This window comes from Ornithinimicrobium sp., assembly GCF_035267225.1.
GTDB lineage: Bacteria > Actinomycetota > Actinomycetes > Actinomycetales > Dermatophilaceae > Ornithinicoccus.
This window is the reverse complement of the sequence record NZ_DATFMA010000094.1, coordinates 19,679-34,020: the sequence shown is the minus strand read 5'-3', so window position 1 is coordinate 34,020 and position 14,342 is coordinate 19,679. Positions and strand designations below refer to the sequence as shown.

Genomic DNA, 14,342 nt, shown 5'->3' with positions numbered 1-14,342 from the left:
CTGCCGACCGTGCGGTGCCTGCCCAGCAGGACACTGCGTCGTCCCGGGAAAGCCCCCCGCCGAGACTCCCTGCTCCACGGCGAGACGGCGATAGCCTGGCGTGATGAACGATGACGCAGCAGCCAACGCCGCCGGACCGGCCGACGAGGTCGCCCAGATCTGTCGCGATCTCATCCGCATCGACACCAGCAACTACGGCGACGGCAGCGGCCCGGGGGAGCGGGAGGCGGCCGACTACGTCGTGGGCCTGTTGAACGAGGTCGGTCTGGAGCCTCAGGTCACCGAGTCCGACCCGGGCCGCACCAGCGTCGTCGTGCGCACCCCGGGCCGTGACCGCAGCCGGCCGGGGCTGGTGCTGCACGGTCATCTCGACGTCGTCCCCGCCGAGGCTGACGACTGGCAGGTCGACCCCTTCGCCGCCGAGGAGCGTGACGGCTGCATCTGGGGCCGCGGCGCGGTCGACATGAAGGACATGGACGCGATGCTGCTGGCCAACCTGCGCTACCTGGAGCGCAGCGGCGAGCAGCCACCACGGGACATCGTGTGGGCGTTCTTCGCCGACGAGGAGGCGGGCGGGATCAAGGGCGCCCGCCACGTCGTGCAGACGCACCCGGAGTGGTTCGAAGGATGCACCGAGGCGATCAGCGAGGTGGGTGGCTTCTCGGTGATGCTGCCGGACGCGGCGACCGGCGCCCAGACTCGCGCCTACCTGCTGCAGACGGCCGAGAAGGGAATCGCGTGGCTGCGGCTGCGCGCCCACGGACGCGCCGGTCACGGCTCCGTGCCCAACGCGCAGAACGCCGTCGTGCGGCTGGCCGAGGCCATCACCCGCATCCACGCCCACCGCTGGCCGCGCACCTACATCGCCTCGGTCGCGCAGCTGTTCGACGAGGTGGCCGCCATCACCGGCGCCGAGGCGGACCGCGCCGACCCCGAGCCGTTCCTCGCCCAGCTCGGTGGAGCGCGTCCCTTCGTCGAAGCCACGCTGGCAGACAGCGCGAACTTCACGATGCTGGCCTCGGGCTACAAGCACAACGTCGTGCCCCAGACGGCCACGGCGTCGTTGGACTGCCGGTTCCTGCCCGGTCACGGTGAGGAGCTGTTGCAGACCATCGAGGACCTCGCCGGTGAGTACGTCGACGTCGAGGTCCTGCATCAGGACGTGTCCCTGGAGGCGCCGTTCGAGACCGACATCGTCGACTCCATGCGCAAGGCCCTGCTCAAGGAGGACCCCGGTGCCCACGTGCTGCCGTACTGCCTGTCGGGCGGCACCGACAACAAGCACCTGTCGCGCCTGGACATCACCGGCTACGGCTTCGCCCCGCTGCGGCTGCCGGGCGACCTGGACTTCGTCGGGATGTTCCACGGCATCGACGAGCGCGTGCCGGTCGACTCCGTGGAGTTCGGCGCTCGAGTGCTGCAACGCCTCATCGCCGACTGCTGACGCCTTACCGGAACGAGGGTCCGCGAACCGGAGCAGGAGCCGGTCGGACGCCGCAGGCTGCATTTCCGCCGTTGGCTATCCTGCCTTCTTGGGTCGGTGGCCGCCGCGATCGTCCAGACACCATGTCTCACAGGGCATTCGCGGACTCGGATCCTCTTCACCGGGCCGTACACCGGGGGGCGCGTGCCCTGCGGGGTAGAGGTCAGGAGCCCGGTGCTCTCCGCGCAGGTGATCCAGCGGTCGGCCGGCGATGACGTCGAGATCCAACCGGCGCTGCGCCTGACCCCAGAGCCGTGCCAGGTGTCGGTCGTGGTCCTCGCGGAAGAGCTGCTTGCCCCCCGGCCCACGCGTCAGCTCCCCGAACATCGGACCGTGCGTCGTCTCGTAGACGTCTACCCGGACGAAGGGCAGAGCCACCGCTCGCGACAGATGGCGTGCGATCTCGATGTACTCGGCAAGACAGTCTGGCGGCTCGATCGTGCTGTCGACGCGTCGGTTGGGAACGATGTCCTCACCCAGATCAGCGCCATCGCCGTCGAGAAGCCGTACTCGGGATCGGCGCAGGTCGGCGTGCACCGGCATACGTCGGAGCATGACGTGCCCGACCTCGCCGTAGAACATGTAGAACTTGATGTCGTCGGGCAGCTCGCCCCCTTGTGGCTGTACCAGGAGCTCCTCGGCGAAGTACGGACCTCCCAGAGACGGGTCGCGGAAGAACTGCACCACGTCCTCGTGCGAGAACACGTGTTCTCCGCCCACCATCTGGAACCGGCCGTCGTCGCGCCGACGCAGCGGCAGCACACCACGACCGGTCGAGCCACTGTCGGACTTGATCACGAACCTCTCGGGCATCCCGCGGAGGTCCAGCGAGCCCAGCTCTCCCCAGACGGCCACGACCTCGGGGATGGGCACGCCGTGGCTGGCTGCCAATTGGTAGTTGCGCAGCTTGCGTCGGATCCGCAGAAGAGGATGGGCAGCTTCTGGGTCAACGCGCGCGAGGTAGCGCACATCTCGGCCCATGTCGTGCAGGCGCCGCCGAAAGTGCGGTACCGGAGCGTGAGCTGCCGTCGCGTGATGAACAGACGCCTGGGTCTCGGCGAGCTTCTGCTCCGCGGCAGCAAGGCGGCTTCGCAGCTCCTCGGTCTCCACCGCGCGCTCGGCCGCGAGGTCACCCTGCCGAGGGGTGGCGCGCGGGCGTCGCCCGACCCGGGCACGTAGCTCCTCGAACATCCCACTCCTGCGAGCTCGGCTCACGCGAGTCTAGGCCACAAGCCGACTTGGGGCGTGGAACCACGAGGGGCCGCGGCCACGTGTCGGGGGGCGCGGCTTCGCAATGAGGACTCAGGCTCACGCCGTGCGCTTCACCCGGATGATCTTCCGGCGCAGGGAGGCCATCCTGCGCCCACCCAGGTAGACCCGTACCCGGTGCAGCTCCCACTGCCCGTACTCGGCTTGTTCGGTCAGCACAGCACGCACGTGGGACTGGCTGTCCTGCCGTCCGAAGGCGACGGTGCGGTACTCGTACTCAACCATGGAGGGAGCATCCTGCGACGGGTGACGGTCCGCTGTCCAGTAGGTCGTCCACCATCTGTACCGGGCATGTCGCGTCAGCAGCGATCCGAGATACGGTCTGGAGTATGACTACGGACCCCCGGGCTGCTCTCAACGCCCTGGTCGCCGCGCTGGAGCGTCACCTGGCCATGGCGGGCGAGCGCCGGGGCAAGGACGACCCGGCGCTCATCGCCGCCTACCAGCGGATCGCCAACGCCTTCGTCGACTACGACGACGCACTGCTCGAGACCTACGGCGAGGTCACGCCACTGGACGTCTACAGCGACGACGGTGAGGACGACGACTACGACGAGGACGACCTCGACGCCGAGGACCACGACGGCGTCGATGTGGACAGCCTCGACGAGGCGGAGGACGAAACCCCCGACGAGGCAGAGGGCGACTCGGAGTCAGACGAGGACGAGGATGATGACGAGGAGGCCGAGCCGGAGCCGGCCACCCCACCTGGCGCCGGCGGCTCGCGCCCTCGCCGGTGAAGCTGGGGCTCAGCTGCGGCTTCTGGGGTCAGGGCAGCCGTCGCGACCAGGACAACCTCGCGCTGGTACAGCGGGCCGAGGAGCTGGGGGTCGACGTCGTGTGGGCATCGGAGGCCTACGGCCCGGACGCGGCCACCGTGCTCGCCTGGATCGGGGCGCGCACCACCCGCATTGGCCTGGGGGCCGGTGTCTTCCAGGTCCCGGGGCGCAGCCCGGCGATGACAGCCATGACCGCGGCCAGCCTCGACGCTCTGTCGCAGGGGCGTTTCCGTCTCGGGCTGGGCGTCAGCGGACCCCAGGTCTCCGAGGGCTGGCACGGCGTGCCGTTCGGCTCTCCGTTGGGCCGGACGCGGGAGTATGTCGACATCGTGCGCTCGGCGCTGGAGCGGAAGACGGTCCGCTATGACGGGCGCCACTTCACCCTTCCGCTGTCTGAGGGGCCCGGCAAGGCCCTGCGGCTGAACGTGGCGCCCACCCAGGGCAAGGTGCCTGTGTACCTGGCGGCGGTCGGCCCGAAGAACCTGGAGCTCGCGGGTGAGGTGGCCGACGGATGGCTCGGTGTCTTCGCCTCCCCGGACTACCTGCACGAGCAGCGCGAGGCCATCCACCGGGGTCTGAGCCGCAGAGAACCAGCCCAGACCGAGACGAGCAGCGGCTTCGAGCTCGACGTCACGGTTCCCGTCGTGGCCGACCCCGACCTGTCGCGGGCGGCGCAGGCGGTCGCGCCGTACGCGGCCCTCTACGTCGGCGGCATGGGCTCGCGTGAGCACAACTTCTACAACGCCCTGGCGGTCCGCATGGGCTACGGGCAGGCCGCGGCCCGGGTCCAGGACCTGTACCTGGACCAGCAGTGGCGAGCGGCGGCCGCAGCAGTGCCGGACGAGTTCGTGGACCAGACATCCTTGCTCGGGGACGTCACGCGCCTGGCGAGCCGGATGCAGCGGTACGCCGCCGCTGGCGTCACCACCTTGACCTTGGCCCCGTGGGGCAACGACCTCGAAGGCAGGATCGCCTCCCTGGAGACCGCGGTCGAGGCCGCATCGCAGCTCCCGCACGGGGGAGCCTGATGGCGATCATGCTGCTCGTCCGGCACGGGCGCACCCGGGCGAACGCCCAGGGGATCCTCGCTGGCTGGACCGCCGGGATCGGGTTGGACGAGCACGGGCAGCGACAGGTGGAGCGGGTGGCCACCCGACTGGCCGGCACCCCGGTCGCGACCGTGATGTCCAGCCCCCTCCAACGGTGCCAGGAGACGGCCCTCGCCCTGGTGCAGAGCCAGGAGAGTCCACCCTCGTTGCGAACCGTCGAGGATCTGGGGGAGTGCCGCTACGGCGGCTGGACCGGACGCCCGCTCAAGGAGCTGGCCACCGAGCCGCTGTGGAAGGACGTGCAGACCCGCCCCAGTCGTGTGCGCTTCCCGGACTCCGCGGACTTCGCCGGCGAGAGCATGCCGCAGATGCAGCAGCGCGCGGTGTCCGCGGTCCGCACGATCGACGCGGAGGTGAGCGAGCGTCACGGGCCGGGCGCCATCTGGGTAGCGGTCAGCCACGGGGACGTGATCAAGGCGGTCCTCGCCGATGCGGCGGGCATCTCCCTGGACCACTTCCAACGCCTCCTCGTCGATCCGGCGTCAGTCAGCATCGTGCGCTACGCGCGGGAACAGACCTTCTTGGTGCGCACCAACGACAGCGGCAGCGATCCCGTCGACCTCACCGCACTCGCAGCGGCGGCGGCGGCCTCCGACGCGGACCACGCCGAGGTCGGTGGCGGCGCAGGCACGGTTTAGGCTGACGCAATGCCCGCGATCGAGTTCGACCCGCCGGAACGCTTCATCGCGGACTCCGTTGGGCCCGCTGGCCAGCGCACGTTCTTCCTTCAGGCTGTGCAGGGGACGCAGGTGATGACCGTGTCGCTGGAGAAGGAACAGGTGCGCCTGCTCGGAGAGGGCGTGGCCCAGCTCCTGGACGAGATGGCCGGTGACGAGGCGAGCAGCGAGCCCACCGTGGTGGACACCGGTGCGCTGCACACCCCGATCGAGGAGGACTTCCGCGCCCGGCAGCTCACTCTCGCCTGGAACGAGACCCGCCGGCTCGTGGTCATCGAGGCCACCGACCGGGAGACCGAGGATGAGGACGGGGACGAGAGCTCTACGGGTCCGGATCCTGATCCGGACCCACAGGACCCGATCGGGTCCCAGAGTGTGATCGTCCGGCTTCCGGTGGGGATGGCTCGTGGCTTCGCCGAGCGATGCGAGGCCGCCATGAGTGGTGGCCGTCCGAACTGCCCCTTCTGCGGAGGCCCGCTGGACCCGGGAGGCCACATCTGTCCCCGAGCCAACGGCTACAAACGCTGAGCCTCGAGCACGTGGACCCCACAGCCCGAGTGCCGCTGGTCGAGCATGCCCCGATCCACGTCGAGGGGGTGCTGACCGAGGCCTCCAACCTCACCCTCCGGGTGCAGCTGGTCGTCGACGGCGAGCCGTCGACGCAGCGTGCCGTCTACAAGCCCATCGACGGCGAGCGCGCCCTGGCGGACTTCCCGACCGGCACGTTGGCCTATCGCGAGGTCGCCGCTTACCACATCAGTGAGGCCGGCGGATGGGGGTTGGTCCCGCGGACCGTGCTCCGGGAGGGCCCGATGGGGCTGGGCTCGGTCCAGGAGTGGAAGCAGGTCGAGCCAGACGCGGATGGCCGCCCGGCGTCCGGCCTGATGGACGTCGTGCGGGCAGGTGAGGTCCCGCCCGGATGGCTCAGTGTCCTCCAGGGCGAGGACACCACAGGAGCACCGGTCTGCGTGATCCACCGTGACGACCCACGGTTGGCCTCCCTGGCCACGCTGGACGTCGTGCTCAACAACGCGGACCGGAAGGCGGCCCACATCGCGGTCGACGACGGCGGGGCGCTGTGGGGCTTCGACCACGGACTCATCGGCCACGTCCACCCCAAGCTGAGGACGGTGCTGTGGGGGTGGGCCGGTGAGCCCGTGCCGGACGCCGACCTGGGCCGCCTTCAGCGGCTCGTCGACTTCCTGCAGCGCAGCGACGACCTCGAGGCGCTGCTCAGCGCCGAGGAGTGCACGGCCCTGGGCGACCGCGTCTCCCGTCTGCTCTCGCAGGGCCGCTTCCCCGACGTGCCCTACGGCCGTTATCCCTTGCCCTGGCCCCTGTGGTGAACCCGATACGCTGTCGGCGTGCTGGCCTGGTCTGCGATCTCGGTACCCCGCCTGCCAGGTAGCGGCGGACCACTGCACGTGCTGGACACCTCCTCCGGGCTGCCGGTCAAGGTGCACCCAGAGGACGGCACCGTCGGCCTGTACGTCTGCGGCATCACGCCGTATGACGCCACCCACCTGGGACACGCCGCCACCTACGTCACCTTCGACCTGATGCTGCGCGTCCTGCGGGACGCCGGCCTGTCGGTGACCTACGTGCAGAACGTGACCGACATCGACGACCCCCTACTCGAACGGGCCGAGCGCGACGGGGTCGACTGGCAGGACCTCGCGGCCGAGGAGGTCGCGCTGTTCTTCGCTGACATGCAGGCCCTGCGGGTCCTGCCCCCGCAGCACTACATCTCAGCGGTGGAGGGAATCCCCGACGACGTCTCGGCCGTCGAGCAGCTCGTCGTCAGTGGCGCGGCCTACACCCTGGACGGTGATGCTTACCTCGACCTGGCACAGAGCCCCCACTTCGGTGCGGTGTCGGGGTGGAGCCGTGGACAGATGCTGGATGTCTACGCCGACCGGGGCGGCGACCCGGAGCGGCAGGGCAAGCGGGACCCGCTGGACCCCCTGCTGTGGCGCCGCCAGCGAGCCGGTGAGCCTTCGTGGGACGGCGGCACCCTCGGCGCTGGGCGCCCGGGGTGGCACATCGAGTGCTCGACCATTGCCCTTCGCTACCTCGGGATGGGCTTCACCGTCCAGGGGGGCGGGGACGACCTCATCTTCCCTCACCACGAGATGAGTGCCGTCCAGGCCGTCTCCCTGACCGGCCGGCGCCCCTTCGCCCAGGTCTACGTACACCAGGCGATGGTGGGTCTGCAGGGAGAGAAGATGAGCAAGTCCCAGGGCAACCTGGTGCTCGTGTCCAGCCTGCGTGAGCAGGGGGTCGACCCGATGGCCATCAGGCTCGTCCTGCTGGACCAGCACTACCGGACTCCGTGGAGCTACGAGCCGGCGATGCTCGAGACCGCGACGCGGCGGCTGCAGCGCTGGCGTGCCGTCAGCGAGCGAGTGGACGGCGCAGTCGAGCCGGACGCCGACGACTCTCAGACGCTGGCGACGGTGCGCGAAGCGCTCGCTGACGACCTCAACTCTCCCGAGGCCGTGCGCGTCGTCGACGACTGGGTGCAGCGGCACGAGGGAGGCCGAAGCGACGCGGCGCTGCCGTCCCCGCTGGTGCCTCGCAGCATCGAGACGCTGCTCGGCATCCCGCTGCTGCCCACCGGGGATGGCACCTCATGAGCGAAGCTCGGGCAGTCGCTCCGGCGCACGGCCGGTGAGCAGCTCGAGGCCGTGCTCGCGCACGACCACGTTCTCCTCGTGCACCATCCCGGCGCCGTCCCCGTAGGTCACCGAGGGCTCCAGGGTCAGCACCATGCCGGGTCGCAGCTCGGTGTCATCGTCGACGGTGTGCGAGGGCCACTCCGTCAGCTGCATCCCGAGTCCGTGGCCCATCCTGCCCATGTTTCCGCTGGCGAACCCGTCGTCGGTGATGACCTGACGCATGGTGCGGTAGAGCTCCGAGCAGGTGGTGCCCACCTCGGTGCGCTCGAGGGCCACCTCGGTGGCCCGGAACAACGTGTCGTAGGCCAGGCCGGCGGCAGCGGAGGCCGGCCCGACGGAGAAGTTGCGGTCGAAGTCGCAGTAGTAGCCATCAAACGTCGCACCTGTATCCAGCATGAGCACATCGCCGGCGGTGAGTGGTCGCTGGTCGGGGGGCGCGATGACGGACTCGTACCCATCCGGTGCCGAAGCGCCGACCAGGTACGGCACGTCATCGGCCCCGGCGCGCAGCAGGTCTACCTTGAAGGCGCGAAAGATGTCCTCGAGCGACTGACCACCGACGACGAGCTCCGGTACGGCATCGAAGACCCCGGAGGCGGTTCGGCAGATGTAGCGGATCTTGGCGATCTCCGCCTCGGACTTGACCATGCGCAGGCTCTTGACCACAGCGGTGGCGTCCACGAGCTCGCGCGGCGCCAGCGCGGTCTGGACGGTGAGGAGGTCGGCCATCGGCATGCGCACCGTGGTCTCCGGCCCCATCGGCAGGCCGACACGGCCCGAGGGCGGAACCAGGCCCGACAAGGCCTCCACGAGCAGGCTCACGCCCTCGTCCCGAGGTCGCGGGGACGGCCAGGTCAGGATCGTCGGCACCCACGTGCGACGCAGCAGGGGCGCCCCGATCTCAGGCACGATGGCTGTGGGTGAGCCGGTGCGCGGCAGCACGAGGAACCAGGGTCGTGTGGGGCTCAGCCAGAACTGGGTGAGGAAGCCGCTGAAGTAGCGGAACTCCGGTTCGGTCGTGAGCAGCAGCGCGTCCAGTCCGGCGGTGTCCATCAGCCTCTGGCACCGATCGACTCGGCCACGGAGCTCGGCGGCGTCGAAGCCCCGCGGCGGCGCCTCGTCCCCGACCGTCCCACGGCGGTAGGCCGACGGCGCCTGCGGCCCGGCAGCCGGACCACGGCTCACGTCAGACCACCCGCGCCGCCGGAGCCCTCTGTGCTCAGCAGCACCACCACCGACTGCTCATCGAGCCCGAGCTGCACGCGGCGTTCCGCCGATCGCGCTCCGGTCAGCACGGCCTCGACGCCCGCCAGTGACGCCGCTCCGGACGCGCCGGCGCGGACGCCGAACCCGCTGAGCGTCTGGGTGGCCCGGACGGCCTCCTCGTCGCTGACCGCGACGGCCGCGTCGAGGCCCTCGCACAGGAGCGGCCAGCCCAGACTGGTGGGCGTGCCACAGTTCAGACCCGCCATGTTCGTCGAGCCGGTGGACACGCTGGTGAGGGTCCGTTCACGCAGGCTGGCCAGAATGCACGCGGCCGTGTCCGGCTCGCACGACAGCACCGACGCCGTGCGCTCGGCCTGGCGGTAGAACGTCACCACCGCCTGGGCCAAGGAGCCGACGCCGACCGGAACGGCGACCAGGTCCGGGCCGGCGAGTCCGAGCGCATCCAGCTGCTCTTCCAGCTCCTCCAGCATGGTCTGATAGCCCTCGACGATCCACCCCGGGACGACCTCATACCCCGGCCAGGCCGTGTCCTGCACCAGCACCCGGGCCGATCCGGGCCGCACGCTTGCCGCAGCAGCCTGCACCGCCTCGTCGTAGCCGAGGTCGGTCCGGATGACCTGCGCCCCTTCGCCCGCGATCGCGGCGACCACCGCCTCGGACATGACCGCCGGCACCACGACCTCCGCTGCCACCCCGAGAGCGGCAGCGAAGTGGGCCAGGGCGCGGCCGTGGTTGCCGTCGGTCGCCGTCACCAGGGTGATGGGCGCTTGGGTCGCCTGGGCCCGCAGCTGGTCCCAGCTGGCGGCCAGAGGCTCACTGGTGTGCTCGGCGAGGACCCTCGCGATGGCGTAGGAAGCACCGAGTGCCTTGAACGAGGACACCCCGAAGCGCTCGGACTCATCCTTGACAAGCACGGCACCCACACCCCAGCGGCGCGCGCACTGCGGTGCGGGCACCAAGGGTGAAGGGAAGTACCCGGGCAGCACCTGGTGGCAGCGCCGGGCAGAGCCGGCCGTCGTCGGGGCACGCCAGCGTCGGGCCTCGGGGCGGAAGAAGAACCGGGCAGGGGCAGGCGCCTGTGGGCCGTCGCTCGTCCGAGCGGCCTGAGACACCATGTCCTCATCGTGGAACCGGACGACTCGTGCGTCCAGCGCGGGCTTCCGCGGCCCTGGCGGGCTGAGGGGCAGGGTCAACCAGGGGCGGGCCCACCATGGTCGCGCCGGCGCAGGTAGCGCTCGAACTCCTTCGCGATGGCGTCACCGCTGGCCTCGGGCAGGTCCGCGGTGTCCTGGGCCTGCTCCAGCGACTCCACGTACTCGGCGACCTCCTCGTCGGTCGAGGCCAGCTCGTCCACCCCGCGCTCCCAGGCGCGTGCCTGCTCCAGCAGCTCGCCCTCGTCGATGACACAGCTCAGCACCTCCTCCAGGCGACCCAGCAGCGCCAGGGAGGCCTTCGGAGACGGAGCTCCGCCGGCGTAGTGCGGCACTGCCGCCCAGAACGACATGCTCGGCAGATCCATCTGGCGAGCCTGGTCGTGCAGCACGCCCACGATGCCGGACGGACCCTCGTAGCTGCTGCGCTCGATGTCCTCGGCCAGCGACCGCAGGTCGGCGTCCTCGGAGGTGACGCCGACCGGGATCGGGCGGGTGTGGGGCACGTCGGCCAGCAGGCCGCCCAAGGTGATGAGGGTGCCTACTCCGTGGTGCATTGCGAACGCCAGGATCTCTGCGCTGTAGGAGCGCCAGCGCACGGACGGCTCGATGCCCAGCACCAGCAGCAGGTCCCGGCCGACGGGGGTGTCGCGCACCAACATCACCCTGGTCGTCGGCCACTCCAGGACGCGGACCCCGTCGACGAGGCTCAGCCTGGGCCGGTTGACCTGGAAGTCGTAGTACTCCTCGGGGTCCATCCTCGCCACGATCTCGCCGTCCCACAGGGCGGCTAAGTGCTCGATGACGCCCGTGGCGCACTCGCCCGCGTCGTTCCACCCCTCGAAGGCCGCGATGAGGATCGGGTCGGTCAACGGCGGCACCTCGGTGACTTCGATCATGCGCCCTCCTCGCTGCGTCGCGCCCGCTGTCGGGGCCAGCCTACGAGTTGAGGGCTACAGTCGGCGCCATGACGACGCCGATCTTTCCAGCCGCCGTGCTGTGGGACATGGACGGGACGATCCTGGACACCGAGCCCTACTGGATGGCGGAGGAGACTCGGCTGGTCGAGGAGGCGGGCGGCACGTGGTCCACCCAGGAAGCCTCCGAGCTTGTCGGCAGCGATCTCAACCACTCCGCTCAGGCGTTGCTGGAGCGCACGCCGGTATCCGGCAGCAGTGACGAGATCGTCAACGCGCTGCTCGACGGCGTGGTCAGGCAGGTGCGCGAGGAGATCCCGTGGCGGCCGGGAGCGCGTGAGCTCATCGCCGAGCTCGCCGAAGCGGAGGTGCCCATGGCCCTGGTCACCATGTCGTGGCAGCCCTTGGCCGAGGTGTTGCTCGAGGCCCTGCCCCCCTCGACGTTCGCCGCTGTCGTCACCGGGGACCAGGTCAGCGACGGCAAGCCGCACCCCGAGCCCTACCTGACGGCCTGCCGTCGCCTTCAGGTGGAGCCCGCGGACTGCCTGGCCATCGAGGACTCACCGACCGGGGTGCGCGCGGCCCTGGCAGCGGGGGTGCGGACGTTGGCCGTGTCCCACATGGTGCAGGTCGACGAGGACCTACCGGCCACCCGCCGGCACAGCCTCGAGGGGCTGGGCCTGGCGGACCTGCGCCGACTCTTCGGATGAGGTGACGCCACTGCGCCGAGGGTCGAGCGCACGGGCCCGAGCATCGTCCGGCAGCGGCGGCGGCGTGCCGCCGAAGGCGGGGCAGCGCGCCTGGTGGTGGCACCAGTCGCACAGCCGGCTGGTGCGAGGCCGCCAGTCGCCATGGTGAGCGGCCCGCTCGATGGCGACCCACAGCGCCTGGACCTTGCGTTCAGTGGCTCGCAGCTCGTGCTCGGTCGGCTCGTACCGCAGGATCTGTCCGTCGCGCAGGTAGACCAGCTGCAACATGCTGGGCACCACCCCCCGGGCGCGCCACAGCACCAGAGCGTAGAACCTCATCTGGAACAGCGCCTTGCCCTCGAACAGCTCTGAGGGAGAACGGCCGGTCTTGTAGTCCACGATGCGTAGCCGCCCGTCGCGGGCGACATCGAGGCGGTCCACGTATCCCCGCAGGGTGACCCCCGACACCTCCGCCTCGACGTACAGCTCTCGCTCGGCCGGCTCCAGACAGGTCGGGTCCTCCAGGGTGAACCACCGGTCGATGAGGGCCTCGGCTTCGGCGAAGAGCGCCTCGGCCCCGCCGGAGTCTGCCGAGCCCTCGGAGGACCCCTCGTCCGAGCCGCGGCCGTCGGGGCCGGCTCCAGGAGTCACCAGAGCGTGCAGAGCCGGCTCGCGCGCCATCATCTGCTCCCACTCCTCGGGCAGCAGGGCATGAGCCGCCTCGGGGCTACGACGCTCGGCCGGCAGGTCGAAGACCCGTTCGAGCACGGCGTGCACCAGGGTCCCCCGAGCCGCCGCGAGACTCGGCGGCTCGGGCAACCGGTCGACCACGCGGAAGCGGTACAGCAGGGGGCACTGCATGAAGTCGGCCGCACGGCTCGGTGACAAGGCTGCTCCCATGCCGGCCACTGTACGAAGAACCACCGACACAGGGCCGGAGGCGTGCCCCACGTACGCTGAGACTCATGACGTCCCCGGCACCGGCAGTGTCGGGGTGGAAGATCGGTTCCCTGGCCGGAGTGCCGGTGTTCCTCGGCCGGTCCTGGGTGGTCGTCGCCCTTGCCGTGACGGTCTTGTTCGGCCCCGTGGTGACCGGCATCGTGCCCGAGCTCGGTGCGGGCGGCTATGCGGTGGCGGCCTGCTTCGCGGTGCTGCTCCTGCTGTCCGTGCTGGCCCACGAGGCGGCACACGCGGTGGTGGCCCAGCTGCTGGGCTTCACCGTGGACCGCATCGTCGCCGACTTCTGGGGTGGGCACACGGCCTACCACGGCGAACAGGACCGCCCGGGGCCCGCGGCCCTCGTCGCGGTGGCCGGTCCGCTGGCCAACCTGGTGCTGGCGCTCCTGGGGTGGACTTTCGCCCAGGGCCTGGACCGGGGTGTGCTCTGGCTGTTGCTGACCGCATTCCTCACCGCCAACGGCTTCGTCGGGGTCTTCAACCTGCTTCCCGGTCTGCCGCTCGACGGCGGCTTCCTGCTCGAAGCGCTGGTCTGGAAGGCGACGGGCGCTCGCAGCAGCGGCACCATCGTGGCGGGGTGGGTGGGCCGGGCCCTGGTTCTGGGCATGGTGTGGTGGGCGGTAGGCCTGCCGCTGGTGAACGGAACCGGTCTCGACCTGTGGCGGGTGGCGTGGGTGAGCCTCATCGCCCTGTTCCTGTGGGCGGGCGCCACGCGGGCGGTGCGAGCGGGCGTCTCCCGTCGCCGGTTCGAGCGCACCACCATCGACAGCGTCTGGCGTCCGGCGAGCTCGGTGGCCGCCGAGCGTGCCGTGGACGAGCCGTCGTGGCCCACCGCCCCGGTATGGGTGGTCACCGACCACGAGGGCGTCCCGGTCGCCCTCGTCGACCCGGCGGCTCTCGAGGCGGTCCCGTTCACCGGGCGCGCCGGCACCCCGGTCTCGGCGGTGGCCATCGCACAACCACCCGGCTGGGTGGTCGACGCTGCGGCCCAGGACAACGTCCTCGCAGTGGTCTCGAGGATGCAGACACTGCAGTCGCCGGTGGTCGCCGTCCGCACCCCTGACGGGTCGGTCCGCGGCGTGGGCTTCGCCCAGGACCTCTAGCCTTCGACCGGGCTGTCGTTGAACGGCATCCAGGCCGCGGCGAGCGGGAAGACCCAGCCGGTCAGGACCACGACCACCGCGGCGATCATGACCACCATCAGCAGCTCGCGCGCCCACCAGACGTCGGGCAGTGACCGCCCATACTCTCGGACTCCACGGGCACCCACCAAGAAGAGCAGTACGAGAACGTCGCCGGTGACCATCAGCTCCCACACCGCCCCTGCCGCGACAGGCATGGTGCATTTCCTCAGACGGAGCACGGCTGGCCCTTCGGCCGGAGCCTGGTGAGTGCGCGCCTCTAGA

Annotated in this window: 16 protein-coding genes; 9 read left to right on the top strand and 7 right to left on the bottom strand. The window is 70.6% G+C overall.

Annotated elements, in window-relative coordinates; genetic code table 11:
• The first annotated feature begins 103 nt into the window (after nucleotides 1-103).
• Nucleotides 104-1,444: a M20/M25/M40 family metallo-hydrolase gene (locus tag VJ976_RS09095; RefSeq protein WP_324099890.1), complete on the top strand. Its 1,341-nt coding sequence runs from the start codon at nucleotides 104-106 to the stop codon at nucleotides 1,442-1,444.
• A gap of 75 nt (nucleotides 1,445-1,519) precedes the next feature.
• Here VJ976_RS09095 and VJ976_RS09090 read toward each other — a convergent pair whose 3' ends face one another.
• Together VJ976_RS09090 and VJ976_RS09085 are read right to left on the bottom strand one after the other, a co-directional pair.
• A complete protein-coding gene (locus VJ976_RS09090; protein WP_324099889.1) occupies nucleotides 1,520-2,674 on the bottom strand; it encodes an ATP-grasp fold amidoligase family protein in 1,155 nt (384 codons plus the stop codon).
• A gap of 117 nt (nucleotides 2,675-2,791) precedes the next feature.
• Nucleotides 2,792-2,977 (bottom strand): DUF5703 family protein, encoded by a 186-nt coding sequence (locus tag VJ976_RS09085; protein WP_324099888.1) that lies wholly within the window; start codon nucleotides 2,975-2,977, stop codon nucleotides 2,792-2,794.
• A gap of 104 nt (nucleotides 2,978-3,081) precedes the next feature.
• On the opposite strand from VJ976_RS09085, the gene VJ976_RS09080 reads away from it, so the two are divergent.
• The 6 genes from VJ976_RS09080 to mshC are packed head-to-tail and all read left to right on the top strand — an operon-like array spanning nucleotide 3,082 to nucleotide 7,953.
• The gene (locus VJ976_RS09080; protein WP_324099887.1) at nucleotides 3,082-3,492 is read left to right on the top strand and encodes a hypothetical protein; all 411 of its coding nucleotides are present in this window, start codon (nucleotides 3,082-3,084) and stop codon (nucleotides 3,490-3,492) included.
• Entirely contained in the window at nucleotides 3,489-4,559 is a 1,071-nt protein-coding gene (locus VJ976_RS09075; protein ID WP_324099886.1) for an LLM class F420-dependent oxidoreductase, read from the top strand. Before VJ976_RS09080 ends, VJ976_RS09075 begins: the two co-directional genes overlap by 4 nt.
• Nucleotides 4,559-5,278 (top strand): MSMEG_4193 family putative phosphomutase, encoded by a 720-nt coding sequence (locus tag VJ976_RS09070; RefSeq protein ID WP_324099885.1) that lies wholly within the window; start codon nucleotides 4,559-4,561, stop codon nucleotides 5,276-5,278. The genes VJ976_RS09075 and VJ976_RS09070 overlap by 1 nt, the downstream gene beginning before the upstream one ends.
• A gap of 9 nt (nucleotides 5,279-5,287) precedes the next feature.
• Nucleotides 5,288-5,845, top strand: a complete 558-nt coding sequence (locus VJ976_RS09065) for a DUF3090 domain-containing protein (RefSeq protein WP_324099884.1) — start codon at nucleotides 5,288-5,290, stop codon at nucleotides 5,843-5,845.
• Nucleotides 5,846-5,856: 11 nt separating this feature from the next.
• Complete coding sequence (locus tag VJ976_RS09060; protein ID WP_324099883.1) at nucleotides 5,857-6,663, top strand: SCO1664 family protein; 807 nt, start codon at nucleotides 5,857-5,859, stop codon at nucleotides 6,661-6,663.
• Nucleotides 6,664-6,681: 18 nt separating this feature from the next.
• Nucleotides 6,682-7,953, top strand: coding sequence for a cysteine--1-D-myo-inosityl 2-amino-2-deoxy-alpha-D-glucopyranoside ligase (gene mshC / locus VJ976_RS09055; RefSeq protein WP_324099882.1), 1,272 nt, complete (start codon nucleotides 6,682-6,684; stop codon nucleotides 7,951-7,953).
• Here the strand turns inward: mshC and VJ976_RS09050 are convergent.
• The 3 genes from VJ976_RS09050 to VJ976_RS09040 form a co-directional block, all read right to left on the bottom strand.
• Nucleotides 7,948-9,180, bottom strand: coding sequence for a Xaa-Pro peptidase family protein (locus VJ976_RS09050; protein WP_324099881.1), 1,233 nt, complete (start codon nucleotides 9,178-9,180; stop codon nucleotides 7,948-7,950). The genes mshC and VJ976_RS09050 overlap by 6 nt on opposite strands.
• Nucleotides 9,177-10,337: a diaminopropionate ammonia-lyase gene (locus VJ976_RS09045; protein ID WP_324099880.1), complete on the bottom strand. Its 1,161-nt coding sequence runs from the start codon at nucleotides 10,335-10,337 to the stop codon at nucleotides 9,177-9,179. Before VJ976_RS09045 ends, VJ976_RS09050 begins: the two co-directional genes overlap by 4 nt.
• Nucleotides 10,338-10,411: 74 nt before the next feature.
• Nucleotides 10,412-11,272, bottom strand: a complete 861-nt coding sequence (locus VJ976_RS09040) for a PAC2 family protein (protein WP_324099879.1) — start codon at nucleotides 11,270-11,272, stop codon at nucleotides 10,412-10,414.
• A gap of 68 nt (nucleotides 11,273-11,340) precedes the next feature.
• Between VJ976_RS09040 and VJ976_RS09035 the strand changes: the two genes are divergently transcribed.
• The gene (locus tag VJ976_RS09035; RefSeq protein ID WP_324099878.1) at nucleotides 11,341-12,000 is read left to right on the top strand and encodes an HAD family phosphatase; all 660 of its coding nucleotides are present in this window, start codon (nucleotides 11,341-11,343) and stop codon (nucleotides 11,998-12,000) included.
• On the opposite strand, the gene VJ976_RS09030 is transcribed toward VJ976_RS09035, so the two are convergent.
• Nucleotides 11,932-12,879 (bottom strand): PD-(D/E)XK nuclease family protein, encoded by a 948-nt coding sequence (locus VJ976_RS09030; RefSeq protein ID WP_324099877.1) that lies wholly within the window; start codon nucleotides 12,877-12,879, stop codon nucleotides 11,932-11,934. The genes VJ976_RS09035 and VJ976_RS09030 overlap by 69 nt on opposite strands.
• A 65-nt stretch (nucleotides 12,880-12,944) precedes the next feature.
• Here VJ976_RS09030 and VJ976_RS09025 point away from each other — a divergent pair, with 65 nt between their 5' ends.
• Nucleotides 12,945-14,039 (top strand): site-2 protease family protein, encoded by a 1,095-nt coding sequence (locus VJ976_RS09025; RefSeq protein WP_324099876.1) that lies wholly within the window; start codon nucleotides 12,945-12,947, stop codon nucleotides 14,037-14,039.
• Here VJ976_RS09025 and VJ976_RS09020 read toward each other — a convergent pair.
• Nucleotides 14,036-14,275 carry a hypothetical protein gene (locus VJ976_RS09020; protein ID WP_324099875.1) on the bottom strand — a complete coding sequence of 80 codons (240 nt, stop codon included), beginning with the start codon at nucleotides 14,273-14,275 and terminating at the stop codon, nucleotides 14,036-14,038. The two genes, VJ976_RS09025 and VJ976_RS09020, sit on opposite strands and share 4 nt — an antisense overlap.
• Between the last annotated feature and the right edge of the window lie 67 nt (nucleotides 14,276-14,342).

What these genes read in the sequence shown, in the direction of transcription:
- VJ976_RS09065 (WP_324099884.1), top strand. Translation starts at nt 5,288, where the DNA reads ATGCCCGCGATCGAGTTCGACCCGCCGGAACGCTTCATCGCGGACTCC.
- VJ976_RS09030 (WP_324099877.1), bottom strand. Translation starts at nt 12,879, where the DNA reads ATGGGAGCAGCCTTGTCACCGAGCCGTGCGGCCGACTTCATGCAGTGC.
- VJ976_RS09020 (WP_324099875.1), bottom strand. Translation starts at nt 14,275, where the DNA reads ATGCCTGTCGCGGCAGGGGCGGTGTGGGAGCTGATGGTCACCGGCGAC.
- VJ976_RS09085 (WP_324099888.1), bottom strand. Translation starts at nt 2,977, where the DNA reads ATGGTTGAGTACGAGTACCGCACCGTCGCCTTCGGACGGCAGGACAGC.
- VJ976_RS09025 (WP_324099876.1), top strand. Translation starts at nt 12,945, where the DNA reads ATGACGTCCCCGGCACCGGCAGTGTCGGGGTGGAAGATCGGTTCCCTG.
- VJ976_RS09040 (WP_324099879.1), bottom strand. Translation starts at nt 11,272, where the DNA reads ATGATCGAAGTCACCGAGGTGCCGCCGTTGACCGACCCGATCCTCATC.
- VJ976_RS09090 (WP_324099889.1), bottom strand. Translation starts at nt 2,674, where the DNA reads ATGTTCGAGGAGCTACGTGCCCGGGTCGGGCGACGCCCGCGCGCCACC.
- VJ976_RS09045 (WP_324099880.1), bottom strand. Translation starts at nt 10,337, where the DNA reads ATGGTGTCTCAGGCCGCTCGGACGAGCGACGGCCCACAGGCGCCTGCC.
- VJ976_RS09095 (WP_324099890.1), top strand. Translation starts at nt 104, where the DNA reads ATGAACGATGACGCAGCAGCCAACGCCGCCGGACCGGCCGACGAGGTC.
- VJ976_RS09080 (WP_324099887.1), top strand. Translation starts at nt 3,082, where the DNA reads ATGACTACGGACCCCCGGGCTGCTCTCAACGCCCTGGTCGCCGCGCTG.
- VJ976_RS09070 (WP_324099885.1), top strand. Translation starts at nt 4,559, where the DNA reads ATGGCGATCATGCTGCTCGTCCGGCACGGGCGCACCCGGGCGAACGCC.
- VJ976_RS09035 (WP_324099878.1), top strand. Translation starts at nt 11,341, where the DNA reads ATGACGACGCCGATCTTTCCAGCCGCCGTGCTGTGGGACATGGACGGG.